Below are 24,031 nucleotides of genomic sequence, written 5' to 3'. Positions count from 1 at the left end.
CGTGGTGCTTTGCGGTTTTCTGCGGTATTTGATAGAATTCTGCGGTTTTCTACATCTTTATGCGGTGGTTTTGTAGGTAAAACGCAAAAACAAGATAAAAAAAGACTACTTCCCATTGCGGCGAAGTAGTCTTTTGGTTTATATTTTTGCCAAAACTTCTACTATTTCTTTCTCAATATCTTTCCATAAGTAGCGGTCTGTCGTATAGTGATGTGCGGCTTCTTTCGCAAATACTTGAAAAGCTTCTTCATAATCAGGTGCATCTTTGTCCGGTTTTTTCTCGTCGACAAAGCGCTGCGCCTCTGCTGAGCGAGGTCCCCATTTGCCCACTTCATTCCCGTCCTGATCAATGATGACGATAATCGGAATCGATCTTGCGGTCCCGTTCGTTAAATACTGATCCATCAGGTCTAGATGCTCATCTCGAATGAAATAGCGCGCATCAATGAGTGCTTCATTTGCAATACGCATGAAAATTGGAACATTGACCATCGCATCTCCGCACCAATCCGCTGTGATGACAAGTGCTCTGAGCTTTTTCTTTTGCAGCTTTTGGAGCAGCTCTTTTTCTTTTTGATGAATTGCATACTGGTTGTACACCGTGAGCAGATTTTCCCGGTTTTTCTCCATGTTGTGTACATATGTACGTTCAGCTAATCCCTTTGTAAACCATTCATTTAATGTCATATGAACATCCCCCTTACCCTTCAACTTTACCACTTTTGCTATTCTTTTGTCTAAAAAAACCTTCACCTAGTGAAAGGTAAAGGTCTTTTGGTTTATGGACGGCGCTTTCGATTTGGGTCCATCCCGATCAGCTTGGTGACAAGTACCATTGTGACAGGCAGTGACGTATTCTTTTTATACGCTAAATATTTCCCGCGCCATTCAGGCTTATATTTCTGTTTAAATGACCGTAAACCGCTGAAGCTGTACATGTATCTGACATTGTTGAAAATAACACTCGCCAAACGCTCCGTAAGAAAGGACTGATGGAACGTCCCCACATTCGATAAAGGTGCCATTCCCATGTTAAACGATTTGTAGCCTCTTTCTTTCGCCCATTGAAATAGGTGGATAAACAGCGCATCCATCATCCCATTCGGTGCATCATGCATATGACGCATTAAATCGATGGAAATCTCCCCTTCTTGATACATCGGCATCAATGATACAAAGGAAATGATCTGCCCTTGCTCATCCTTTAGAATCGCAATCGGTGCTTTTTGAAGATAGTCTTCTTGAAAATAACCGAGCGAAAATCCTTTTTCTTTTTTCTTTCCGAGCCAGCTGTCAGAAATCTGCTTTAAGGTTGAGATCAACTCATTTGAAAAGGGAGGTTCCAGCATTTCAAAGGTGTAGCCTTCTCGTTCAAATTTATTCGCCACAGCTCGTAAATTTGATTTTTTCTTACCTGACAGAGTAAACGTTTCTAAATCGACCATGGCTTCTTCCCCAAGCTTAAAGAAGTGAAAGCCTAAGTCATGATAAAGAGCCATCCCTTCTCGTTCTACTTGATAAAAAGCGACGCGGTAGCCGGCTTTTTCTGTCTCCTGTAAAAACTCTTCAAGTACAAGCGGATAAGACGCCTCACGTCCAGATGGATCTCCGAGCACAATGACGCAGCGGCCAATTCGCCCAAACTGAAGCATTGCTTCTCCATCACTTGAGAAAAATAGTTTTTTGTCGCCTAAAAAGCCAAGATGACTGAGGGCATTTCCGCCCTTTTCTTCTAAAAACGTTTTTAGTTTTTCCTCATCTGCTTTTTCTCCAATCGGAAATGCTTTCTTATTAAAGATCAGTTTACTAATGAAGAAGAAAAGCGGGACACCGATGAGAGCGATCATGCTTGTCATCGTGATATGCCGTTCATTATGCACCAAGTAATCCTTACTCAAGAAATGCCCGATTTTTGTCCAAATAAAGTTGCCAATAACATTATAGTTAAAGAGCACGAATAAATAACCAGCGGCAGCCGCCACAAACTGATACAAGGAATAAGGTGCCTGCTGCTTTACAAATTGATTTCGAAGTGAGAAAAACACAGCCATGATGACTGGCAAAATAAAAATCAGACTGAGGTTAAACCCCTTTAACAAAGTAAACACAAAACCGCCTGCTAAAGAGATCATTGTCAGCACGTATGATCTTTTCGTTCTTTTATACACTTCAATGGACAAAATCATCAGAATGATTCCGAACATTAAAGAAAGACCATTAAATCCTGATAACAGAAAGCGCGGAATGCTGGTAATCACACCTAATCGATCGACTGGAAGCACAACAGATGCCATGATAAGCAAGCCGCTTCCAAAGGTTAAAATCGATAAAGATCCGTACAATAAACGGATTAATAAAGCACGGTGCAAAACAATTAAAACGTTCGTCGTTTCAATGGCAGGTGCCATTTTCGGATTGCCTTCAAGACGTCTAAGCGTCGTTCCCGTTAAATCGTAAGCAGCTAGACAAAGCCCTAAGATAAACGGGAAAATCGAGTACACGAAGCGGTACAAGACGAGCGCCGTCAGCACCATCTCTTTATCAAAACCAATGTATTGCATGCTCAGTAAAAAGATAAGGTCAAACGAACCAAATCCGCCCGGAACCATACTGATTAAACCGCCGATTGACGCAATCGCAAATACACCTAAGACTATTCGGACATCGACATTCATCCCCATAGAGACGACAGCCATGTACATGACAAGTCCAGCTGCCAGCCATTCTAAAAACGATGCACCGATATAAGCGTAAATTGGATGCTTCAGTCCATTTTCACCGCTCTCGATCGAGCTTTTTCGAATGGATGCCATGACGATATAAATCGGTACAATACAGGCAAAGATAATGACAAATGCCCATAGCCACGGCTCCTGGCTGATAATACTTTCAACAGGAAGCACCCTGACCAAGATCAAATCACTGAAAATAGATAAGCCCAAAAGGACAGAGGAAGTCAAAAGGGCAATGCCTTTCAGCAATTTTTTCGTATCTGTTATGTACTCCTTATAGAGAAGCGTTCTAAGCCCTGCTCCTGATAGACCGCCAAATCCAAGAACACTGTTAAAGGAGTTCGCAATCCATGAAATGCGTATCGTTTTCCAGCCGCTGATGGGCATATCAAGGCTTTTTCGTAAAATAAAATCATATAAGGACATCGATAAAACCGCGACAAGTCCAAGAAAGACAAGAATAAACAAGTCCATTCGGTTCAAGCTGTCAATAATATAAAACGTCTTTTTAATGGAAAGTCCGCTCAGCTCCTGCTTCGCGACAAAAATCAAGACAAGGATAATGACGATCGGAAAAAGCATTTTTAAGATCGTCATACCCGTTTTTTTGTTCCACATGTTTTTCCCAACTTTCTAGGTTGCTTCATTATTTCAACTGAACATTATTATACAACAAATACCACTTGATTCATGCAGTTTAACATTCAAAAGCTTGACGAACCTTTCAATTAGAAGTAAAAATCAGTAATATAAAGAAAAAGAGCCGCTTAAAGGAAGTGAACAAGCGTGGAATATAATATTCATGACACCACCGTATTAAAAGAAGAGATTCTATCTCCAGAAGAAAAAAAGACATGGGTTCTTTATATGAAAGTGCTCACAGCTGCAGGTCTTGGAGATGTTTCTGAATGGATGAAGCTTGATATGAGTATGCCTCAAATGAAGGTGCTCATGCTGCTCAATAACCATGGCTCTCTCAAAGTATCTGAAATCGCTGAAAAAATGGGCGCTTCTTTGTCCAATATGACAGGTCTGCTTGACCGGTTAGAACAGTCTAACTTTGTCGTGCGAAAGCACTCTGAGCGTGACCGGAGAATCATTGTCGTAGAACTGACTGAGGAAGCGAAAAATATCTTCAGAAGTATTTATCAAAAAGGACACGAAAAAATCAAAAATTCCCTGCAGCGGCTCAATGACGAGGAAAAAGAAAAAGTCAATGAAGGCCTTGCTATCTTAGAAAAAGCACTGCGTCCTGAACGCGGCTAAACATGAAAAGGGAAAAAGACGGTCACTTGTTGTCCGTCTTTTTTGTTTCTTCTACTTGTCGATCTGGTGTGAAAAGATTTTTACGAATCACTTCCCTGTCATCCCATAAAAGATGGGCTAAGCCAATGATGAGGAAAAAAATGATGATCCACGTACCGCCAGGAATCAGCTGTTCAAGTTCCTCAATCGTTCTTTCTGAGCCTAAGCTGTTACTATAGCGTATCTCAAAAAGAGCATATTTCGCTATATAAAACAATGCCGCCATACAGATAAACATGGCGCCGACAATTCTTCTTCCAGACATGCGTTTACTCCTTTAATTCCACTGATTTCTTTTGATTAATTCCGTGATATGGGCAAGGTGATGCTTTGAATGCCAGACGTACATTCCTGCTGCATCATATAAGGACACCGTTTGTTGATCGGCAGGGTGATAATAAGAAGCGTTGAAGTCCTCCTCTGACATTCCCCGCAGTAAAGTGACCCACCTGCGATGCAGACTGCTGATCAAAGGCAGGGATAAACTGATGGGCGCCTTGCTGTCAGGAAGTGAGGCAAATCCCTCCTGATCATATGGACGTATGTCAGGTGTATCTTCTGTGAGAGCAAGTTTGAATCGTAAGTATGCATTTAGATGGCTGTCTGCTACGTGGTGAATGAGCTGACGAACAGTCCATCCTCCCGGGCGATAAGGTGTATCAAGCTGAGCATCTGTCAGCGGTGCAGTCACCGCTTCATACTCTTCGGGGATTGCGGCCAGCTCATCAATCCATGCTTCAAGCTGTGCTTTCGTTTTTGTTTCAACCGGTTCATATAAGCCAATCGGATATTGTAATGACGTCATACGCTTTCTCCTCTCTCAAATCCTTCAAGCACAAATTTTCCAATCATCTTTCCTTGCTCAAGCGTTTGATGTGCCTGCTTCAAGTTAGCAGCATTGATCGGACTGAGAACCTTTGTTAAGGTATGCGTTATTTTTCCCTGCTCAAATAACTCACCCGCCTCTGTCAAAAGCTCATGCTGTTTGATCATGTCCGCTGTTTCATACATAGGACGTGTAAACATGAATTCCCATACAAATGCCGCACTTTTATTTTTGAGTAATTGAATGTCTAGGTTTTGCTGATTTTCGACAATGGTACAAATCGTGCCTTGCGGTTTTATCGCTTCTGCCATGCCTTTGAAATGTCCATCTGTATCATTTAAGCATAAAATAAAATCCACTTCGCCGATTCCTTTTTCCTCGAGCTGCGCTAAAAGCGGCTGGTGATGATCAATGATATGATCGGCACCTAATGACAGACACCACTCTTTTGTTTCTGGTCTTGATGCGGTAGCGATCACGTTTGCCTTCGCTAATTTGGCTAGTTGAATGGCGATAGACCCAACACCGCCTGCACCACCAATGATCAGCAAGGTTGAACCTTCAGCATTCCGCTTCATATGCATCCGGTCAAATAAAGCCTCATAAGCGGTAATTGTTGTAAGGGGCATCGCGGCTGCTTCTGCAAAGGATAGATTGGCAGGCTTTTTCGCCACAATACGTTCATCCACAAGTTGATATTCACTATTCGACCCTTGACGCGTAATATCTCCCGCATAGTATACGTGATCACCTGGCTGAAACAATGTACACGCTTCGCCCACTTCAACAACCGTACCGCTTGCATCATAGCCTAGAATTTTCAGTTTTTCTTCCTTCTGATCCTTCGGTGATCTCACCTTTGTATCAACTGGATTCACGGACACAGCCTCTATCTTCACGAGTACATCTCTGCCAGACGCCTTAGGCTTTTCGACCTCCTGATCCATCAGGCTTTGCTCATGCTCAATCGGCAAATACTCCAATAGTCCAACTGCTTTCACTCGCTCGCACTCCCTTTCTCCATTCTTTCTTTCCACATTTTATCATAATTTTCTGATGTTTATGGCTGGATCAACCGAGTGATGGCACATTTATGACCTTTTCAGGGCCTTTCGCTCCCTCGCCATATATGAAGGACGTGCCTTTTGCAAAGAAGGAACATAAGTGAACCAGCTGTGGGATTTAAAAAATAGCTGAACGTAGTAAAACTGGACGTGCTGTAGAAAAAAGATAATCAATAGAAAAAGAGTGAATGAGAGTGTAGATAGATCCGCCCTTCCTTGTATCCATTCATTGATCAATACAATGACAAAACTGAGGATGAGGAGCTGTTCAACTCTTTGCACGAGCTGGCTAAAGACATGCCCGCGTTTTGATAAGTCACCTGACTGGTGCTTTCTAATCTTTCTCGATTTATATAGCCAAATGATACTTTCTGCTAAGTTATGAGTTATAAAAAGTGCAATAAGCGCAATCGATAAAGGAGATGGGTGATAAAAAATTGGGACTACAAATGGGATCACAAGAAAATAAATGGCAATACATACGTGTCTGACTGATAAGAGAAATAGGTCTTTTTCTATGGATGTTTTCATGTGTTTCACCTCCATATGTACTACGTTTGAATTGCCAAAATGTTCCCCTTCGCTCCTCTCCATTCAATTGAGGTAGAACGCATTCTTTCCTCATGTCATAATAGGGTGTAAATTGGAGAAATTGGAGTGTCCGTATATGATGGTGACGATTGTTCTTTTTTTATTAGCAGGTTTAGCAGAAATTGGCGGCGGCTATTTGGTATGGCTTTGGCTGCGTGAAGCAAAACCTGTCAGCTTCGGGATCGCCGGCAGCCTCATCTTGGTTGTATATGGCATCATTCCAACCTTTCAGCAGTTCCCGACTTTCGGACGGGTTTATGCTGCCTATGGCGGTGTTTTTGTCATTCTTGCTGTGTTTTGGGGCTGGTGGGTCGATCGAAAAACACCTGATCTATATGACTGGATGGGTGCTTTGATCTGTTTGGCTGGAGTCAGTGTGATGTTATTTGCGCCTCGCAATTAATGGACCCATATAAAAAGTGCTGCCACATACGGGCAGCACTTTGCTATGTTATTTGAATGCTTCAACGAGCTCCAGCTGTTTGTAATTCTTTGTTTTTCTCTTTAAAGCGTTCGTTATGAGAGGAAACGTATGCCACTTTTTCAGCTTCTGGTTCGATGTACAGCTTTGCGCTATTCAGTGCATTGACTCCATCAACAAACGTGCCGGCAATTAAGCGAACCTTGCTTTTATGTGTACACAAGTCGCCTACCGCATAGACGCCCGGTAAATTGGTTTCCATTTTTTCATTGACCTCGATCAGTCCCCATTCACCTTGCTTAAGGCCCCATTCTGATAGCACACTTAGATCGCCTTTCATTCCGTGATTGACAATCACAGCATCTGTTTCGATTCGTTCTTTTTCACCTGTCTCTATGTTTTGAATGGTGACCGCAGCAATTTTGTCGCCTTGACCATGCAGCTCTGTTAGTTCATGCGGGGTTAAAATTCGTTTGCAAGTTGCCTTCATGTTGGCGACGTTTTTCTCATGTCCGCCAAACATGTCACGGCGATGCACGACGGTGACACTTTCAGCAATCGGTGCAAGGGCATTTGCCCAGTCAACCGCTGAGTCGCCGCCTCCAGAAATCACAACCCGCTTCCCTGCAAATGTCTTGAGCTCCTGGACAGTGTAATAAAGGTTTGTCACTTCATAGCGGTCTGCATGCTCGATTTCAAGTTTCCGCTGAACTGGAATGCCGTGACCCATCGCTAATATGAGGGTCTTTGTCAAATGACGATCACCATTTTCAGCCGTCAGTATGATGTGATTATGTTCATCTCGCTCAAATGACGTGATTTTTTGATTCAGTGCAATCTCTGGTTCAAATGTTTTCGCCTGTGTTTCCAGCTGCTGTATCAGCTGTTCTCCTCTTGTTGGCGGCAAACCGCCGACATCCCAAATGACCTTTTCAGGATAGAGAAGGATTTTTCCGCCAAGGCTTTCGTTGTACTCAAGTACCTTCGTCTTTAAGTCCCGCATCCCACTATAAAAGGCGGTGTACATGCCTGCTGGCCCGCCGCCAATAATGGTGACGTCAAACAATTCAAGCTGCTCTGTCATTTGAGTCCCTCCAGTTTTCCATCGAATGATCTATTTATCAGTGATATTGATTCTCATTATCATATGTATCTATTGTAGTCTACTCTAGTGAGGGGAATCAATAGCTTTCTGCAAAAAAGAACAGGACGAGCGCTCACTCGTCCTGTCATCCATCACACAATGGTTAAACCAAGGTCTTTTAATTCAAGAGAAACAAGTCTTGCAATCGCATCTGCGCCTTCTTTTGTAAAGTGCGTGCGATCCTCAATTCCTGTTGACAGCATAAAATAAGAGGTCGTTTTCTCTATGCCGGAAATTTGATAAAACTGAAGGCTTGCGGTATTTAAATCGACGAGAAGAACTTCTTCTTCATCGGCTAATTCTTTCATAGCGGCACAGTAATCAGGAAAATCATTGATAAATTCTCCGTCTTTTTCATGAAAACGGCCGACTGGCGTTAATAAAAGTGGTGTTGCCCCTTTTGCTCTTGCTCCATGAATATATTGAGACAGGTAGCTTTTATACGTTGTGAAAGGATCTGTATGCCGCTCAGGCTTTTCCTTGGAAGCATCATTGTGCCCCATTTGCGTGAAAAGCCAGTCTCCTGGCTGAATGTCAGCCAATATGTCATCAAGGCATCCTTCTTCAATGAATGTTTTTGAGCTTCTTCCACCAATGGCACGGTTCTCGACGTTAACCCCGTGCGCTGTATAGCGGTGTAAAAACTCTCCCCATCCTCCTTGAACAGGACGATCTGGATAAGATGAAACGGTCGAATCACCAGCTAAATAGATGGTTGTCATGTTCATACGCCTCCCTTTTTCATAGAGCCACATCATCCGAGCGATACGGGTATGCTAGTGGCTGCTGAAAAGATATGAAACAATCAGCATCGCTATTTCAATTATTCTCTTTTTAATGATCAAAACCCTGCTTATCGGTAGATGTGAATGTGTTAAATATGCGGCGGAAGTTCTATTTTCGATTCCACTGCTTGATGTAACGCCTGAAGCATGTAGCCAATTCCTTTATATGGAGCCAGCGGATAATTTGCTTTTTGATGAGGCTGTAATAAAGGATCGATCACTTTTCGATATTTTTTTCCACCTAGTACCACCAGTTCATCATATGCGAAAAGATTTTTTTGATGAAATTGCCGGCTCAGTTCTTCTCGTGTGATCTGGTCAGAATGCGGTGTACCAAAAGCCACATCATAATTTTCGTGAATGATATCATCTGCCTTTAAGAAGCCGTGCTTCGCTGATAAGATCATCCAGTCTGAAAAGAACGTTTGAGCATAGCTTTTCGTACGCTGATGCAGGGGACTTAAATAGACATGGTTCGCTGGCTGGCTCCCTGCTTCTGGATCGACATCCCAAATTTTCTTTGCGCCACATGGAATGATACAAACTCGCTTCACTCAGGTTTTCTCCTTCCTTTTTCGATAGATCTGATACACGATACAGCCTAGCGCTGTGCCAAGCGTATTTAAAAGAATATCATCAATATCGCTGCTTCTTGTAATGATACCAGATTGCGAGAACATCCATTGGAGCAATTCGATCATGGTTGACAGGAGAAAGCCCCCAAGAACCGCCTTTTGCCAGCGCATGGTTCGAAAGGCTTGATATAGAAAAAAACCGAGTGGTACAAATAACAATATGTTGCCTGCTAAATTTAAAAAGACAAGATTTGGATAGCCGTGATGGTAGGCGTGAAGATTTTGATAAATGGACTGCAAAGGCATGAGGTTGACACTCACCTGATCCCTTGGGGCGGAAAAACGATTTGGAAAGACCGTCAAATATAGTAAAACATTCGTATAAATAAACAGACTGGCAAGGACCAATTCTGTCCGCAAATAGATAAAACGATTGTGCTTTTTTGCCTGTCTGTATCTCATATGTAAATAGAGCGGGACGAGCAGGAGAAAATAAGCAATGGAAAACATAGCACTGGAAGTCATACAGAGAGCTGCCCCTTTCTCACATGATGATGCTTGCCATATTTACAGGTTATTCAGGCTTGCCCGCATCTATTCATCACTTATTCTCACATTCAATGAAGAGAAAACCATATTGACAAATCGTCATTCCCCCGCTAAAATGAATGACATTCAGTCATTTAAGGTCGGTGATGATATGTCGAAACGAGAAAAGATTATGCTTGCTGCGATTGATGCGTTTAAAGAAAAAGGCATCGAAAAGACGACCATTTCTGATATTGTGAAAGCAGCAGGAGTAGCGCAAGGAACGTTTTATTTATATTTTCCTTCAAAGCTTTCCGTCATGCCTGCAATCGCAGAACATCTCATCGCACAGATGGTGCCTGCAATCGAAAAGGAATTAACTCAGCATGCAGATGTCCTCGATCAAGCAGATGCGCTTGTTGAATTCATCTTTGCTTTTACAAGACAATACCGTGATGTCCTTGCCCTGACCTACTCAGGCTTAGCCGCCACCGAGCATTTAAAGGAATGGGAAGATATTTATGAGCCGATTTACAAATGGGTCGCTGCTTTTCTAGAAAAAGCAAAGCAGGACAAAAGGGTCCGTGCGAATTTGAACTGTCAATATGCAGCCAAATTTATTATCGGTTTACTCGAATCGTCTGCTGAGCAAATGTACTTGTTTACGGAAACAGATACAGAAGAGGTTCTGATTCAAAAGCGAGAGGTGAAGCAATTTCTTCTTTACGCACTTGGCATAGAGACACCTTAACTTAGTACAGCACTTGCTGTACGCTCTTTTTTGATTTCAAAATGACGAATCGTCATTTTTGAGTTTTTAGGAGGAAATACGATGAAAAAAAGCTGGATGTATGTTGCACTCACTTGTTTATTCGAATTACTTTGGGTGTTTGGTTTAAATAGGGCTGATGCTGTGTGGGAATGGGCGATCATTATCTGCCTGATCCCAGTTGATTTTTATTTTTTAATGAAGGCCTGCGAGAAGCTACCGACAGGGACCGTGTACGCCGTGTTTGCCGGAGTTGGAACGATAGGGACATCTTTGATGGATTATGCGCTGTTCGGCGGTTCGTTTTCATTTGAAAAACTCTTATTTATGGGCATTTTGATTCTCGGGATTATTGGGCTGAAAGTGTCTGATGGAGATGCACATGAGCAGAAAGGAGAAGCGGTATAACATGGGCTGGTTTTTTGTACTGTTGGCCTCTGCCTGCGAAATCGGCGGAACCATTGGCCTCAATATGTTTAGTAAGAAAAAGCAAATCACGACAGGCATTTTATTTGTCGGCGGGTTTGCCTTATCCTTTTTGTTTTTATACGCCTCATTCTCTTCCGTTCAAGTATCCGTTGCCTATACGGTCTGGATTGGTCTTGGAACGGCGGGCTCTGTCTTGTTTAATATGATTTTATTTAAAGAGCCGAAAAACATGATTCGTATACTCAGCTTGCTGCTGATTGTGATTGGTGTGGTTGGGCTGAAGTTATTTGCGTAATTGAATCACAAGAAAGAAAAAGTTTATGATGGTATTAGCCATACAAAAAGCAATGGAATTGATTTTCCATTGCTTTTTAAGTTAATTTATAAATTTTTCTTGGTACGCTTTAAATTGTTCTTCGTATTTTTGCAACTTTGCCCCATCAACTTTTGAATTTAATTTCGGCTTTCGCTTTCCAATCACCATCACATCTTTATCTACAATAGGACTTGATAAAAAGATGTATGGTGCAAAACGATCACACTTCGTATTTGGGAGGGTTACGGATAACCTGGCATATTCTTCTGTCGGGAATTGGTTCGAAATTTCAAGTTCCTTGAGTCCCTCTAATTCCGATATCGGCTCCAAAGACTCGTCCTTCACTTTTATATTTGATAAGCACAGATATGTTAAATTTTTGAGGTATCTTAAAGGGTGAAGAGTATTTATATTTAATGTATTCCAAATCCCGCCTGACAATTGTAGAAATTCTAAACCAGTGTTTTTTTGCAAAGGGGCTATGTCATTCAACTTTGAAAAATCTGTTATGGATAAAGATTTTAAAAACGTATTTTTTGATAAACCCCATAAACTTTGTGCCTTTGTATTCCATTCAAGTGCCAATACCTCAACATCTTTAAGAGAACTGATGATTGATAAATCTTCGACTCTCAGTTCATGCACAAAGAGCATTTTGGGATTAACTAAGCTTAAGATCGTATTGAATTCCTTTTTGGTTCACTTTGTAAATCCACAATTTCGTCAGGTTAGAAAAAGATTTCAACCTTTCAATATTTTTTGTTTTTCCTGTGATTAATAACTCAGTGGAATTTTCATCTACATCGACTAAATCATGAACAACTTCTGGTCGTTTATCATGATGAAAAATATATTGGGGGTCTTCTTTTCGCATGCTTTTACCTCCACACCTATAATTAAGGAATATCTAAATAAATTTTATCAGTATTTTGGAGTCAACACATGATTATCTTTAGCACTTTCTGATATTCCTTCTGAAGAAACAGGGAAAGGATAAAAATTAGATGATCTTCTTTGGTCGCCAATCGTGATTATGACCTCTGTTTTCAATCCATTTTATAAAATCTTTATCATCTAAACATTGGAGACTATCTGCTAGGCAGCGGACTTCTTAGTAGATAATAAAGTTAGTAAAACGACTATATATAAACAAATAAAAGAACTCTAATTCATATACGAATTAGAGTCCTCATGATATAACTGATTTTATTTTTCCACCTTAAAATCAAACCCGCTAATCCTTTTTATTTCTCGTTTAATGGGTGTCTTGCTGCTCGAGCAAGAGATCCATTGCGTAAATCGATTCGCCTTTCTCATCCAATAAAAAGTACACAATCAAAGGCTCTCCAAAAGCTGCTGTCTGCTGCGTAAACAAAACACAGGTGAATTTTTCAATACCAACTGGCAGCTTTCTTTTTAATAAAGGGTGAAGAATAGGTGAAGCCCGAATTGTATCTACATCAACATCCCAACGTTCGTTTTTTAAAGTTGGATAATGCTCTGATAACAATTGGTGTAACATATCGGTCGTGAGCGCTGCTTTTCCATCGCATCCATCATTTATTATGTTGGTGTTATACATCCAACGGCTTCTCACTCTTTGAAGCGTTGATTCGTATTCCTTTTAAGACAAATCTTTTCTGACCATCAAGTGTACAAGTGATCAATGTCAGTTCATTTTTCCCACGATCCTTTAGTACATCCACATCCGTCGGTTCAATCGTAGCAGAGCTGACAATTTTATATTCGTATGTTTCCGCTTGATGATGTAAGACAACTTTTTCTCCTTTAGGCACCTCTGGCAGCTGACGGAAAAGACGGTCGCCTCTATACCCTCTATGCCCTGCAATCGTGAAATTCCCTTCACCTGGCATTTGATGAGATTTAATTTGAGTCAGTGCTATACCTAAATTTTCTTTTGTTGTAACAGGAAGCACTTTTTCGTTTAAATCAATTGACGGGATCTCTAGCTCCATCACATCTCGCAGGTCTTCTTCTGACACAGTTAAATGTGGAATAGAAGAAAGGGCATCACTGTCATTTTCTTTAATCATCTTTAATGCCTGTTCCATTGCTGCTGTCTCTTGAGAAGTTCGCCACTCATATAGAAAAGGAACGGAGATGAGCATCAGCCCCGTGACCACCAAAAAGCTGCCTAATAAGGTTCTTTTTTTCATCAATACACTCGTTCCTTCCTTTTACTGAATGGTTCTTCTTCTGACAACAAGAAGAACAGTTCCAGAAGCTACTAGTAAAATCCCTGCATACATCAAATAACGAAGCCATTCTTCACCAGTCTTTGGCAGCTCACCGTTTGAGTCATGAGGCGGATGTTGATCCCCTTTATCTGAAGCTGGAGGGTTCGTGTGGTCCTCTTCATTCTTCACTGGTGCATTTTTCACAATCATTGTCTTTATCTCCACTTCGCCCATTTGAATTGTAAAAGCGAGCGGTTTCTTTAAAGCTACATAACCATCTGGAGCTTTCGTCTCTGTGAGTAGATACTCTCCAGGTTTAAGCCCTTTGACAATGGCTTCTCCGTCTTTTCCTGTTGTCACAGATTTTATGGTTTTCCCGGCTTTTGTACGAATGTCAAAGGATGCCCCTTTTAAGGTTCTATCTGTCTGCTGGTCTACCTTTATGATACGCAGACTTCCTAAGATCAAGTGATTCTTCGCTGTTAATTGAAGCGGCTTCTGCTGATTTTTCTCAATTGTGAACAGGATCGGCTTATCATCCAATTGATAGCCATGAGGTGCTTTCGTTTCAACGAATTGATATTGTCCCGGTTTTAGATCGTTGATGTGAAGCTTTCCTTTTTGATCCGTTACAAGTGATTTCTTCAACGTTTTCCCTTCTTTACTCAGAAGAGCAAACTCTGCACTTTCCAGCGGATGTCCCTCATCATCGATTTTGGTCAGTTCCACTGCTCCCGGCGTCAGCTTGTTAATCATTTCTACTTTTGCTGGTTTGTCTTGACCTAAACGAATCGTAAATGAGACAGGTGTCTGATCCAATTCATAGCCGGCAATGCTTGCTGTTTCGACAAATTGATAGGTTCCTGGCTTCAGTTGATCGACTGTTAGTTGACCGTTTTTGTCTGTCTTTAAGTCTTTCTTTATACGTTGATCGTGCTCATCAAGCAGATCGAAGGTCACTCCATTGAGCAACTGACCATCTTCTCCTTTTTTCTGAAGCTGCACAGCACTTGTCGTCCGAATATTTTCTTTTGTCACTTTCACCAGTTGTTTTGGATTGAAATCAATCTTAAACTCTACTGGTTCTGCATCTAGTTTATGTCCAAAAGGAGCCTTCGTTTCAACCAATTGGTAAGCGCCTGGTTTCAAATCGTTGACAGTGATGATGCCTTTCTCGTTGGTTGTTAAACCTGACATCAATTCTTTACCATCGTCATTGAAAAGGGTAAATTCTGCTCCTTTCAATCTTTCTTTTTCTTCCCCTATTTTTGTGAGTTCTACAGAACCTTTCTTGAGCTGATTGATTGCCTCCACTTGAATCAACTCTTTTTGACCTAATTCAACTTCAAAGACAAGTGGTTTCGCACTCAATTCATAGCCTTCAAGACTCTTTCTTTCAACAAATTGATAGGTTCCAGGTTTTAGCCCTGTGAAGGTGATCTTTCCATCCTGATTGGTTGTGATTCCTTCTCCTCCTGCCACTATCTTTCCTTTATCATCAGATAGGTCAAAGACAACCCCTTCTAATGATTTCCCATCTTCGCCTTTTTTGTGCAGCAGCACTCCGCCTGTAATGCGGCTATTTTCTTTTGTCACACTAACCAGTTTCTCAGGGTTAAATGGAATAGCAAAAGTGACAGGTGTTTCGTCAAGCTCGTGACCGAATGGCGCCTTCGTTTCAACAAACTGATAGGTTCCAGGCTTCAGATCGTTGACGATGATTTTCCCGTTTTGATCAGTGACGAGACCTGTTTTGATCTCTTTTCCATTTGCATCTACAAGCTTAAATTCTGCTCCTTCAAGCACATCATCCTTCTCACCGAGCTTCGTGAGCTGGACAGCTCCAGTTTTAAGATCATTGATTACTTTGATCTCTGCTGGTGTTTTTTGTGCGACTTCGATGGTAAAAGGATATGGTTTATTATTCTTTTGGTAACCATCAACACTCTCTGTCTCCACGAGCTGATATTTGCCCGGTTTGAGATTATCGACCAAAAGCTTCCCATCTTCATCTGTTGTCAAATCTTTACGCACAACTTTGTCATTTTGATCCAAGACTTCAAATCGAACACCTTGAAGCTTCTTGCCATCTTCCCCTTCTTTCATCACTTCTAATGCACTTGTTTCATATAGGTTCTTTTGCGAAATGACGACTGGTTCCTTTGGATCAAGTGGTACTTCAAATTTGATTGGCGTTTCATCTAATACATAACCCTCAGGTGCTTTTGTTTCAATGAGCTGATACGTACCTGGCCTTAGTTCGTTTATCGTGATCTTGCCATTTTCTCCTGTGACAAGCGAACCATTTAGCTCATGCCCGTCTTGATCTAAGAGCTTGAACTGTGCACCTTCTAGTCGCTCTCCGCCTTCACCTATTTTGCTCAATTCTGCTGAGCCTTTGATGATGTCATTTACTGCGGTGACAGTCGTTGTTTCTGTTTGATTTTCTTTAATGGTGAACGGCCATTTTTGCTGATTTAATTGATAGCCTTTCGGTGCGTTTGTCTCCACAAAATAATAGGAACCTGGCTCAAGATGTTTGAAAAGGATTTCTCCTTTTTCGTCCGTTTTCAAATCGGTTTGGACGGTCTCTCCAGATTCATTTTTCAGTTCAAATTCTGCATTCTCTAATGCTGCACCCGTCTCTTTGTCTTTTTTCGTTAACTTGACATGCTGGCGGATTTCTTGGTTCTGCACCGTCATGCTATTTCCTGTTTTCGCTTGATCTCCTGATTCGTAAGGTTGATCAATCGTGACATGGATCGGTTCCTTGGTTTTAATATAACCATCAGGTGCTTTCTCTTCTGTCACGATATAATCACCATACAGAAGACGATCAAATCGAAGAGCTCCTTCTTCATCTGTTGTCTTTGTACCAATGACGATGCCGCTCGCAGCATCTGTCAGAGAGAAGCTTGCTCCTTTTAGCGCTTTTCCACTACTCGCATCTACCTTTTTAACGGTTAAAGCACCAATCGATCCTGTGCCATCTCCCATGCCAGCGGTGCGTTTGACCACAATTGAAGCTTCGGATTCCTTTTTGATTTCTTTTACATTTTCACCTCTAAACGTTACTTCGTTTTGAAGTGTACTTCCCACTTTATCTAAAATGAGAGATTGGTATTCTAAAATATATGGTCTTGTGATTTCTTCTTTAAATTTAATTTGAAAAGAATCTGGATCAAATTCAAGGTCTAGTTCATAATCCTTCCCTTTTTCCAGTTCTTCTGCTTTTGTCACTTGCCCCTTTTCATCTATTGTCGTCGAATAGAGATGAAATGAGTTTTCTATTATGGCTTGGTTACTGCTTGGATGGTCTATAATCGTCGCATCTTGAACTGTTGATTGACCAAAGTTGATATTCAGTTTCCAATCAATGACTTTTCCTTGCTGATTTCCTGATTTGCTCGTGTATTTCCCCCCATTTGGAATGGACACCACTGCATTCACATCAGATTCTTTTGTCTGCCCATTATAAAGGGTCGCTTTATTTTCGTAGGTTTTCTGTACTAAATCCATTCCTTCAACACTTGTTTGATACGTGATTTTGTATGGAGAATCAATGGCTTTTTTGAAAATTACTTCGAAGCCTGTTTCTCCCTTTTCATTTTCAAGGAATTTGATGTCATAATGTTCTTTCGCTAATACCTCTTTTTCTTCTGCTCCATTTTCCCCGCCTTGTAAATCAAGCGAATAGACGGTGATTGAATCTTTAAGCAAACGCTGATTTCCTTGAATGAAATCCTCGATTTTCGCCTCTTCTAGATGTTTCAAGTTATAGTTCACACCGATATTCCATGTGATTTCTTTTTTCTTTGCATTATAAGTTCCGTTTTTGAAGCCATTTGACTGCGTGTATGTGTCAGGGGTGAAGACAGATTGATTTTCTTTCGTCAAATCCTTGCCATCTTCATTTACCCATTCGAGCTTTACATGATTACGCAAGTTCTTTTGATCTTTATCTGCTCTTTTTTCATAATCAAAAGACGTTGTATATGTGACGGTATGTTCTGTCTTTATTTCTTTCGTAAATTGAATATCAAATCCATTTGCATGTTCAACGATTTGATAATCTGTGCCTTCTTCAAGCACTGTATTACCTGTCGTCACTTTTAAACTATCTTTTTGCAGCGTCAATCCTTCGTTTGTAAACGTATCTTTTAATGTCACATTGTTCATCGTTTGTTGATCTTTGTTGAAGGTGATACGCCATGGAATGGTCTTGGTCTTGTAATTCGGTGTTCCATGATTTTTCGTTAGGATTTGCTGGTCAATTCTTTGCTTCCCTTGTTTGCTCTCTTTGCCAGCTGTTACCGTATTGATAATCTCTTCAGCTTCAAAAATCCGCTCGGTTGCTTTTGTTTGATAGGTGATGAGATAAGCTGATTGAATATCTTGATTGAATTGCAAGGTAAACCCGTTTTGTTCATCCTTTTTTTGAGGTTGAACCACGTAATTTTCAAACGCTTTTGTTCCAGCTTCGTTGCCATTCTGATCAATTGTGACTTCTTTGACTTGAATGGAATCAGATATCAGCGCCTGTGTGCCGTTAAAGAAGTCTTCTAACAAAGCGTCCTTTTCAGCAATCTTTTTTTCGTTATAGTTATAACGAATTTCCCATGTAATTGTTTGTGTGACTGGGTCGTATTGGGCGGCTTTTTTATTTAAAGGACTGCCTCTTGTCACATTCACTGTTCCTTCTGCTGAACTGATCACTTTATCACCAGAAACAAGGGACGCTTTATTACGAAATGCAGATTGATCCTGATTCGTAATATCCGTTTCATACATTAAACGGTAAGCTAGATGAACGTCATCTTTAAATTCAATCGTGAAATCTTGACCATCTGCTGTTTGGCCAATTGTGTAGTGGTTTTCGTCAAGCAGCTGACCAATCGATGTTTCTCCATTTAGCTTTGTATCAATACGATAAAGCTTAATTGAATCTTTTTTTAACGCCTGACCTTCTTGAATCGGATCTAACAGTTTCGCTTGTTTCACATCTTCTAAATCCATATTAAAATCTACTGTCCATTGAATGGTTTCAGCATTGTAAGAACGATTTGGTTCTCCCTTTTTAGAGACGTTTGGGCCATTTGGAATGTATTGAATCGGGATTGATATTTTATCCTTTCCTTCAATCGGGGTAATGACCACTTCTTTTTCTTCAGTAATGACAGTTTTTTTATCTAATTGCGTCCACACTTGAAGTGTTCCATGGATATTTGAATATTGTTTAATAAAATCAGTGAATTCGATGGAGGCATTTCCGCTTTCATCTACAGAAAAATAACCAATGGTTGCCTGATTAAATTTCATCTCAAGACGATCGATTTTTTCATAAATCACTAATTCCTCTGGAACCTTGAAATGGAATTCATCCCCGCCATTATAGCTATGACCGTTCGGGATGGCCCACTCATAGTTAATGGAAATCAGCGAGTTAATATCAGGCTTTTCAACTGAATTTCCTTCCTGATCTTCAAAGATTAATTTCGCATCAGTGAGGAGATTTTCTTGTATCTGCATTTGTTTTGAAACACTTTGCAGCCCTGCACGCTTAGACACGCTCACTTTGTTTTTTAGTAATTCATCTTCATCGTTTTGTTTCGTTTGAGCGGCTTCTTGATTGTTAGAAGCTTTATCTTTCTCAGATGAGATTGAGTCATCTTTTGGAAGGCTTTCTTCACCCTTATTTTGCTTTGTTTTCTCTTCTTGCTGAGTTATACTGGTGACATCGATGTCAATTGATCCTTCTAAATTTGGATCGATCTCAACATCTTCTTTAAATTTCACCGTCACTTCATTTTGTTTTGAAACGGTATACTCGCCAACAGGTATGTCACCCACAGTAATGGGTTCCTTCTGCTCCTTCTCTACCTGGATGGCTGAAGGAAGAGTGAGAACATACGGATATTGTTTTTTTAGATCAATTCCTTTTATAGACCAATGCACAGTGGCCTTTCTTACTTGCGGATCTTCCATGCTTGATAACTTATTGCCTTCGCTATCAGCAAATTCAATATCCCCATAAATGTTTTCTTGAATTTCTTTTGCTTGTGCCCCTGCTAAAGGCAAGACTCCTAATATACTAGACTGTATGACTAGCACTGTAATGAGTGCCAGCGACAATATTCTTTTCAATACATCCACCCTTTTCTAAAATTATTTTTCAACAACGATAAAAAAATCATTTGTATACTGTCAGATCAATCACTCCGCTTCTGATCAATATTTTCTAAAAATGGCACCTTAAGACCCTATGAATAAAATGAGTTGATCAATCATGAGCTTGAAAGGTCATCATGAGTAGTGGATAGAGTAACTGGATTGGGGTCTATAGAAATGGGGAATAGTGAGAGGATCGTGAAAAGATTAAATGTGAATTTTTATATTTATACTGGAATGAACAATAAATGATGTGTACATGCATATATAAGCATGTATTCACATATTGTTCGTTCATATGAAACAAGCATGTATCATATCGTATGTAAGGTGCGTCAGTTCAGCATTATATAAATCGCCTTCCTTTCTACTCCCTTTCATATGGTAATCAAAAAGCTGCTGCGTTTTATTCTTACATTTACCGTTTCATCAGCAAAAAAATAAACTTAAATATCTAAAATGATCCATTTTTATAGGATTCATGGCTTACTTACCACCTTTTAAAAGAAATATATGGAGAATCAGGGAATAACATTTGTTTTCGTCTAATTTTTTTCTCTTTTATCATGAAAAGTGAAGACAAAACGATTTAGCCTAAACATTAAAATCATTTTATGCCTATTTAGAAAATCAAATGTTCTTTAAGTGAACTTCATCATATAGAGGCAAGCCAAGGGAAGGAGTTAGTTGTTTAATGGAGCTCATTGATAATAAATCAAAGAGATGGATAAAAATTTTAAAACTGCTTGTATCAAAAGATAAGTGGTGGAGCCTTCAAGAGATATCGAATGAACAAATCGGTTCGGTTCGTGCCATTCAAAGCGATTTAGAACAAATGAAGTCGTTCCAAACAGAGAACGGAGAGCCGTTAATCCACATAAAGCCAAGACAAGGCATATCCATTTGTTATACACAGACGATACGAGTCGACTACTATATCAAAGAAATTCTAAAAGATACGATTGAAATTCGATTGATTGACGGCGTTTTCTTTGAACAAAACAGGTCTTTCTATGAATGGATGGACACGCTGAATATCAGTAGATCCACATTGTATAACACCATTCATAAAATCAATTCGCTTCTTATCTCGTATGACATTGAGTTACGACCAGATAGTATGCAGTTCCATGGAAATGAGAAGGAGATTCGTCAATTTTTTGTGGAATTTTTGTTTGAAGTGTATGGAAGCAGGCTTTGGCCATTCGAAGATATTCAAAAGCAAGATGCAGTTGATTTTTTACAAAAGCTATTTCAGGTGCTCGAAGTCAATCTACCTGATGTGGCTAGAGATAAATTTTGCCTATGGCTCGCCGTTTCCATACACCGAGTGAGGAAAAATTTTACCATACGACGCAATTATAGATACTCAATGGATCAGGAAAAACAAACATCTACAGCTAAAGGTATCTATAAACAAATCAAAAACTTAGAAGAACACGTCTGCCAAATGACAAAGGACACTTTTGGTGTTACGTTGGATCGTCACGAATTTGTCTTTTTACTATTGATTGAACCAGCTATTGGCCATTATAAATCAATTGAAACTGTCGAAGAAAAATTGACGTTCTTTCAATCGCATACACCACACCTCTTCGAAGCCATTCATTCCTTTATCAATCAATTGGAGTTGATTTTTCATCAAGAGGTGGCTAATCGCAAGGCGATGACACTGATTCTGCTCCAATATTATGTGTATTCTAGGGAAATTACCGTAAGAGATGGATTCCTTTTCAAAAAGAAATCGAGGTATTTATCAGAGGTAAAAAAACAGCTTCCTTACTTCTATTCGAGGATTACTCATATCATCCAAGAGTTAAAAACAGACGATATACTTGCTTCTTTTGTGAAAAATGAACGAGAATTGATTCGTATCATTACTTCTAACTGGAGGGGGCTTGTTCATTTGGAAATGGATCGGAGAAACGTGTTGAACATTTTTGTCATTTCAACATTAGGTTATAATCATAGTTTGTTTATTGCGGATTTAATTAAATTAAGATTGCCTCCTCTCATTCATATTTTCACAAGTCCAGAAAATACATTAAATGAACTGACAATGGATCAACTTGGGATTGATATGGTTGTGACCGATACTGAGCTTCCTAATCAATTAGGACGGTCTACTCTGCTGATCAGCTCTTTTCCAACAAAGAAAGAAGTGGACAACTTGCACTCAAGATTGGTTGATATGACAAACTAATATTCACAAGAAAAGCTGCTGAGGAGCTCTCAAGCAGCTTTTTTGCTTCTGTATTAATGAAGCGCTATTTGTTCATTCATCAAATCAATGGCGTAAAGCGATTGCTCATATTCATCTAATAAAAGGTAGACTTTGAGCGGTGCAGCGGTTTGATCTGTCTGCTGCGTGAATAGAACACAAGTGAATTTTTCGATTCCTTCTGGCAGCTTGCTTTTCAGAAAAGGATGAAGAATAGGAGAAATTCGAAGGGTATCAACATCTTTTAGCCAAAGCTCATCTTGTAACGCAGGATAATGGTCAACCAAAAACTGACGAAACACTTCCAATGTACTCAAGGTAGATATCCTCACTTTCTTCTATTTATGGCTTTAAGCTTACCTAAAAACAAACATGTTCAACTCATCCTATGATCTCAGTCCGCCTATTTTCGCTTACTACTAGAGACATGATTTCATTTTTTCTTCTAAAAGATTTGTAGATCAACTTGACTGCAATGGGTTTTCAATATGTATGACGTTTACTATATGAAATACGAATTCCAATCGATGGACCTATGATCATATTCTTATCTGTTTCTTTCGTGATGAAACGACAACTTCCTTCTACAAAATTCCATTTTTATTCTAAAAAGAGGAAAATGGGATAAAAAAGAACAGTTGCTCACTGTTCTTTTAAAAGTTATGAAAGGTCTGTCAAAGAGAACACTTCACCGCTCACTGCATCAACACCATCATGACAGTCGAGCTTGCCACATAAAACATATTGTTTTTGCACATCGTCATAGACGTAGATGGGTGTAAGTTCGAGGTGTTCTCTCAATGTTTCAAAGGCTTCTTTCTGAGATATGGTGATTTCACTAACTGTTTGAGATGGATTGAGTATCCCGCATACTTGAAACATCTCTTTTTTATCTATGTAATTAATAGCTTCAAAAGTGCTGGCATCAATGAAGACCTTGATCTTATCCATAAAACCACAGCCTTCTTGCTCATTCGTTTTTAATATCGCTTCGATGTAGCCATGATCACGGTGGAGTGTTTTTAGCACCCACTTCCCTGTATCCTTTGAATATTTTTGCGCCAAAAAGGTTCGAACCGCTTTGATACACGCAGCCTGCTCTTCTTTTGAGATCGGGAATGTATCCGGTGAAGGCTCCAGTGAGAAGGCTTGTTCAGCAGTAATGTCCTCGTTTATATCGATTTCCTTTTTTTCAAAAGCTTTGTTTAACGGTTCATTCCACTCCATGACCTGATGCATGTGGATACAATGCGTTTCTTCACGTCCAATTTCAAACGGTATCGTTCCTGTTCCATCGTTCTTCACATAAATTTCTTCTAACGCATATATAGGGCGGATTCGATTCTGCTCGAAGGATGGCCAATCAAACCGCTGCACTTGCTGCTGGGCTAAATTCTCAACCATATCAATAGAGAGCGCATATTCTTCAGCTCTTAGTAGGTTTTTTGCCATAAATGGCCCATGATGTGTAAAGTGAATGAGCTGCCCATGTTCATCCCATTTCACTTCGATTCTGCCTGAAGGCGTCACTTTCACACCATCTATTGCTTCTTCGAAAAAAAGTTCCCCTTTCTCCTTTTGATGCATATGAAAATGCTCACCATAGACCAATCCTGTTTCTTGTTCGATCCATTGAATGACATGAGCTGGATAAGGCCTCTTAAATGTGACACCATTCTTCGCGAAGGTTTTGTCCATGACAAAAATGACCGTTTCAATCTGGCCTGTATTTAAGTTCACGTCAATCACAGCTGTGCCGTCCGGGTTTAGATCATCGTCCTCGGGTTCAGCTTCATGAGAGGGAAACCATTCCATATTCAATGTATAAACCGTTTCATTGAACATATTGACGTAGCGATGAAAACTGTGTCTTTTTAAATAGTAAAGATCTAAACCAAATTTCGCCTTTGTCTGATCGATCAGTTGTTGAATGTTTGCATTCATTTGTTTCACCTCAAA

At 40.1% G+C, this 24,031-nt stretch carries 21 protein-coding genes and 1 pseudogene; 6 read left to right on the top strand and 16 right to left on the bottom strand.

Translation table 11 applies throughout. The annotated features are described in order from the left end of the window. Positions 1-138: 138 nt before the first annotated feature. Together H7F25_RS02480 and mprF are read right to left on the bottom strand one after the other, a co-directional pair. Complete coding sequence (locus tag H7F25_RS02480) at positions 139-687, bottom strand: thioredoxin family protein (protein WP_024425227.1); 549 nt, start codon at positions 685-687, stop codon at positions 139-141. Positions 688-779: 92 nt separating this feature from the next. Beyond that, the gene (mprF, locus tag H7F25_RS02475) at positions 780-3,350 is read right to left on the bottom strand and encodes a bifunctional lysylphosphatidylglycerol flippase/synthetase MprF (protein WP_025093478.1); all 2,571 of its coding nucleotides are present in this window, start codon (positions 3,348-3,350) and stop codon (positions 780-782) included. Positions 3,351-3,518: 168 nt separating this feature from the next. Between mprF and H7F25_RS02470 the strand changes: the two genes are divergently transcribed. Beyond that, positions 3,519-3,998, top strand: coding sequence for a MarR family transcriptional regulator (locus H7F25_RS02470; RefSeq protein WP_024425228.1), 480 nt, complete (start codon positions 3,519-3,521; stop codon positions 3,996-3,998). Positions 3,999-4,020: 22 nt separating this feature from the next. Here the strand turns inward: H7F25_RS02470 and H7F25_RS02465 are convergent, their stop codons facing one another. From H7F25_RS02465 to H7F25_RS02450, 4 genes are all read right to left on the bottom strand, one after another. Continuing rightward, positions 4,021-4,302: a hypothetical protein gene (locus H7F25_RS02465; RefSeq protein WP_149125853.1), complete on the bottom strand. Its 282-nt coding sequence runs from the start codon at positions 4,300-4,302 to the stop codon at positions 4,021-4,023. A gap of 12 nt (positions 4,303-4,314) precedes the next feature. Beyond that, positions 4,315-4,842 (bottom strand): YfiT family bacillithiol transferase, encoded by a 528-nt coding sequence (locus H7F25_RS02460; RefSeq protein WP_025093479.1) that lies wholly within the window; start codon positions 4,840-4,842, stop codon positions 4,315-4,317. After that, complete coding sequence (locus H7F25_RS02455; RefSeq protein ID WP_025093480.1) at positions 4,839-5,864, bottom strand: zinc-binding alcohol dehydrogenase family protein; 1,026 nt, start codon at positions 5,862-5,864, stop codon at positions 4,839-4,841. The genes H7F25_RS02460 and H7F25_RS02455 overlap by 4 nt, the downstream gene beginning before the upstream one ends. 90 nt (positions 5,865-5,954) lie before the next feature. Further along, a complete protein-coding gene (locus tag H7F25_RS02450) occupies positions 5,955-6,458 on the bottom strand; it encodes a hypothetical protein (RefSeq protein ID WP_185854189.1) in 504 nt (167 codons plus the stop codon). 136 nt (positions 6,459-6,594) lie between these two features. Here H7F25_RS02450 and H7F25_RS02445 point away from each other — a divergent pair, with 136 nt between their 5' ends. Continuing rightward, positions 6,595-6,921 (top strand): YnfA family protein, encoded by a 327-nt coding sequence (locus H7F25_RS02445; RefSeq protein ID WP_103132717.1) that lies wholly within the window; start codon positions 6,595-6,597, stop codon positions 6,919-6,921. Between the two features lie 61 nt (positions 6,922-6,982). On the opposite strand, the gene H7F25_RS02440 is transcribed toward H7F25_RS02445, so the two are convergent. The 4 genes from H7F25_RS02440 to H7F25_RS02425 form a co-directional block, all read right to left on the bottom strand. Continuing rightward, positions 6,983-8,023, bottom strand: a complete 1,041-nt coding sequence (locus H7F25_RS02440) for an NAD(P)/FAD-dependent oxidoreductase (RefSeq protein ID WP_073204376.1) — start codon at positions 8,021-8,023, stop codon at positions 6,983-6,985. 152 nt (positions 8,024-8,175) lie between these two features. Then, positions 8,176-8,805 carry a rhamnogalacturonan acetylesterase gene (locus H7F25_RS02435; RefSeq protein ID WP_185854188.1) on the bottom strand — a complete coding sequence of 210 codons (630 nt, stop codon included), beginning with the start codon at positions 8,803-8,805 and terminating at the stop codon, positions 8,176-8,178. A 152-nt stretch (positions 8,806-8,957) separates the two neighbouring features. Further along, positions 8,958-9,422, bottom strand: a complete 465-nt coding sequence (locus H7F25_RS02430) for a DUF6884 domain-containing protein (protein WP_185854187.1) — start codon at positions 9,420-9,422, stop codon at positions 8,958-8,960. Then, a complete protein-coding gene (locus H7F25_RS02425; protein ID WP_122632149.1) occupies positions 9,423-9,968 on the bottom strand; it encodes a VanZ family protein in 546 nt (181 codons plus the stop codon). It abuts the gene before it with no gap. 175 nt (positions 9,969-10,143) lie between these two features. Here H7F25_RS02425 and H7F25_RS02420 point away from each other — a divergent pair, with 175 nt between their 5' ends. From H7F25_RS02420 to H7F25_RS02410, 3 genes are all read left to right on the top strand, one after another. After that, positions 10,144-10,722 carry a TetR/AcrR family transcriptional regulator gene (locus tag H7F25_RS02420; RefSeq protein ID WP_024425822.1) on the top strand — a complete coding sequence of 193 codons (579 nt, stop codon included), beginning with the start codon at positions 10,144-10,146 and terminating at the stop codon, positions 10,720-10,722. 81 nt (positions 10,723-10,803) lie between these two features. Next, positions 10,804-11,148 (top strand): DMT family transporter, encoded by a 345-nt coding sequence (locus tag H7F25_RS02415; protein WP_073204364.1) that lies wholly within the window; start codon positions 10,804-10,806, stop codon positions 11,146-11,148. Between the two features lies 1 nt (position 11,149). After that, positions 11,150-11,464, top strand: coding sequence for a DMT family transporter (locus H7F25_RS02410; RefSeq protein WP_003217878.1), 315 nt, complete (start codon positions 11,150-11,152; stop codon positions 11,462-11,464). 81 nt (positions 11,465-11,545) lie between these two features. Here the strand turns inward: H7F25_RS02410 and H7F25_RS02405 are convergent. From H7F25_RS02405 to H7F25_RS02390, 4 genes and pseudogenes are all read right to left on the bottom strand, one after another. Beyond that, positions 11,546-12,359 (bottom strand): annotated as a pseudogene (locus H7F25_RS02405) (leucine-rich repeat domain-containing protein). A gap of 381 nt (positions 12,360-12,740) precedes the next feature. Further along, on the bottom strand, positions 12,741-13,067 hold the full coding sequence (locus H7F25_RS02400) for a hypothetical protein (protein WP_172881730.1): 327 nt from the start codon (positions 13,065-13,067) through the stop codon (positions 12,741-12,743). After that, positions 13,060-13,662, bottom strand: coding sequence for a class D sortase (locus H7F25_RS02395; RefSeq protein ID WP_185854186.1), 603 nt, complete (start codon positions 13,660-13,662; stop codon positions 13,060-13,062). Before H7F25_RS02395 ends, H7F25_RS02400 begins: the two co-directional genes overlap by 8 nt. Before the next feature lie 21 nt (positions 13,663-13,683). Next, positions 13,684-19,836 carry a SpaA isopeptide-forming pilin-related protein gene (locus H7F25_RS02390; RefSeq protein ID WP_260627229.1) on the bottom strand — a complete coding sequence of 2,051 codons (6,153 nt, stop codon included), beginning with the start codon at positions 19,834-19,836 and terminating at the stop codon, positions 13,684-13,686. 709 nt (positions 19,837-20,545) lie between these two features. On the opposite strand from H7F25_RS02390, the gene H7F25_RS02385 reads away from it, so the two are divergent. Next, positions 20,546-22,054, top strand: a complete 1,509-nt coding sequence (locus tag H7F25_RS02385; protein ID WP_172881733.1) for an AcpB/EbpR/MafR family transcriptional regulator — start codon at positions 20,546-20,548, stop codon at positions 22,052-22,054. A gap of 53 nt (positions 22,055-22,107) precedes the next feature. On the opposite strand, the gene H7F25_RS02380 is transcribed toward H7F25_RS02385, so the two are convergent. Together H7F25_RS02380 and H7F25_RS02375 are read right to left on the bottom strand one after the other, a co-directional pair. Beyond that, on the bottom strand, positions 22,108-22,389 hold the full coding sequence (locus H7F25_RS02380) for a hypothetical protein (RefSeq protein ID WP_024425245.1): 282 nt from the start codon (positions 22,387-22,389) through the stop codon (positions 22,108-22,110). Positions 22,390-22,732: 343 nt separating this feature from the next. After that, complete coding sequence (locus H7F25_RS02375; protein ID WP_185854184.1) at positions 22,733-24,016, bottom strand: hypothetical protein; 1,284 nt, start codon at positions 24,014-24,016, stop codon at positions 22,733-22,735. Positions 24,017-24,031: the final 15 nt, after the last annotated feature.

The organism is Bacillus sp. PAMC28571, from assembly GCF_014250435.1.
In the GTDB taxonomy this organism is placed as follows: Bacteria; Bacillota; Bacilli; order Bacillales; family Bacillaceae; genus Bacillus; species Bacillus safensis.
This window is presented reverse-complemented; position numbering and strand designations above follow the sequence as displayed.

Coding starts and splice junctions, on each gene's coding strand:
- H7F25_RS02450 (WP_185854189.1), bottom strand. CDS start 6,458: ATGAAAACATCCATAGAAAAAGACCTATTTCTCTTATCAGTCAGACAC.
- H7F25_RS02435 (WP_185854188.1), bottom strand. CDS start 8,805: ATGACAACCATCTATTTAGCTGGTGATTCGACCGTTTCATCTTATCCA.
- H7F25_RS02385 (WP_172881733.1), top strand. CDS start 20,546: ATGGAGCTCATTGATAATAAATCAAAGAGATGGATAAAAATTTTAAAA.
- H7F25_RS02420 (WP_024425822.1), top strand. CDS start 10,144: ATGTCGAAACGAGAAAAGATTATGCTTGCTGCGATTGATGCGTTTAAA.
- mprF (WP_025093478.1), bottom strand. CDS start 3,350: ATGTGGAACAAAAAAACGGGTATGACGATCTTAAAAATGCTTTTTCCG.
- H7F25_RS02480 (WP_024425227.1), bottom strand. CDS start 687: ATGACATTAAATGAATGGTTTACAAAGGGATTAGCTGAACGTACATAT.
- H7F25_RS02415 (WP_073204364.1), top strand. CDS start 10,804: ATGAAAAAAAGCTGGATGTATGTTGCACTCACTTGTTTATTCGAATTA.
- H7F25_RS02400 (WP_172881730.1), bottom strand. CDS start 13,067: ATGTATAACACCAACATAATAAATGATGGATGCGATGGAAAAGCAGCG.
- H7F25_RS02425 (WP_122632149.1), bottom strand. CDS start 9,968: ATGACTTCCAGTGCTATGTTTTCCATTGCTTATTTTCTCCTGCTCGTC.
- H7F25_RS02410 (WP_003217878.1), top strand. CDS start 11,150: ATGGGCTGGTTTTTTGTACTGTTGGCCTCTGCCTGCGAAATCGGCGGA.
- H7F25_RS02395 (WP_185854186.1), bottom strand. CDS start 13,662: ATGAAAAAAAGAACCTTATTAGGCAGCTTTTTGGTGGTCACGGGGCTG.
- H7F25_RS02375 (WP_185854184.1), bottom strand. CDS start 24,016: ATGAATGCAAACATTCAACAACTGATCGATCAGACAAAGGCGAAATTT.
- H7F25_RS02460 (WP_025093479.1), bottom strand. CDS start 4,842: ATGACGTCATTACAATATCCGATTGGCTTATATGAACCGGTTGAAACA.
- H7F25_RS02445 (WP_103132717.1), top strand. CDS start 6,595: ATGATGGTGACGATTGTTCTTTTTTTATTAGCAGGTTTAGCAGAAATT.
- H7F25_RS02465 (WP_149125853.1), bottom strand. CDS start 4,302: ATGTCTGGAAGAAGAATTGTCGGCGCCATGTTTATCTGTATGGCGGCA.
- H7F25_RS02440 (WP_073204376.1), bottom strand. CDS start 8,023: ATGACAGAGCAGCTTGAATTGTTTGACGTCACCATTATTGGCGGCGGG.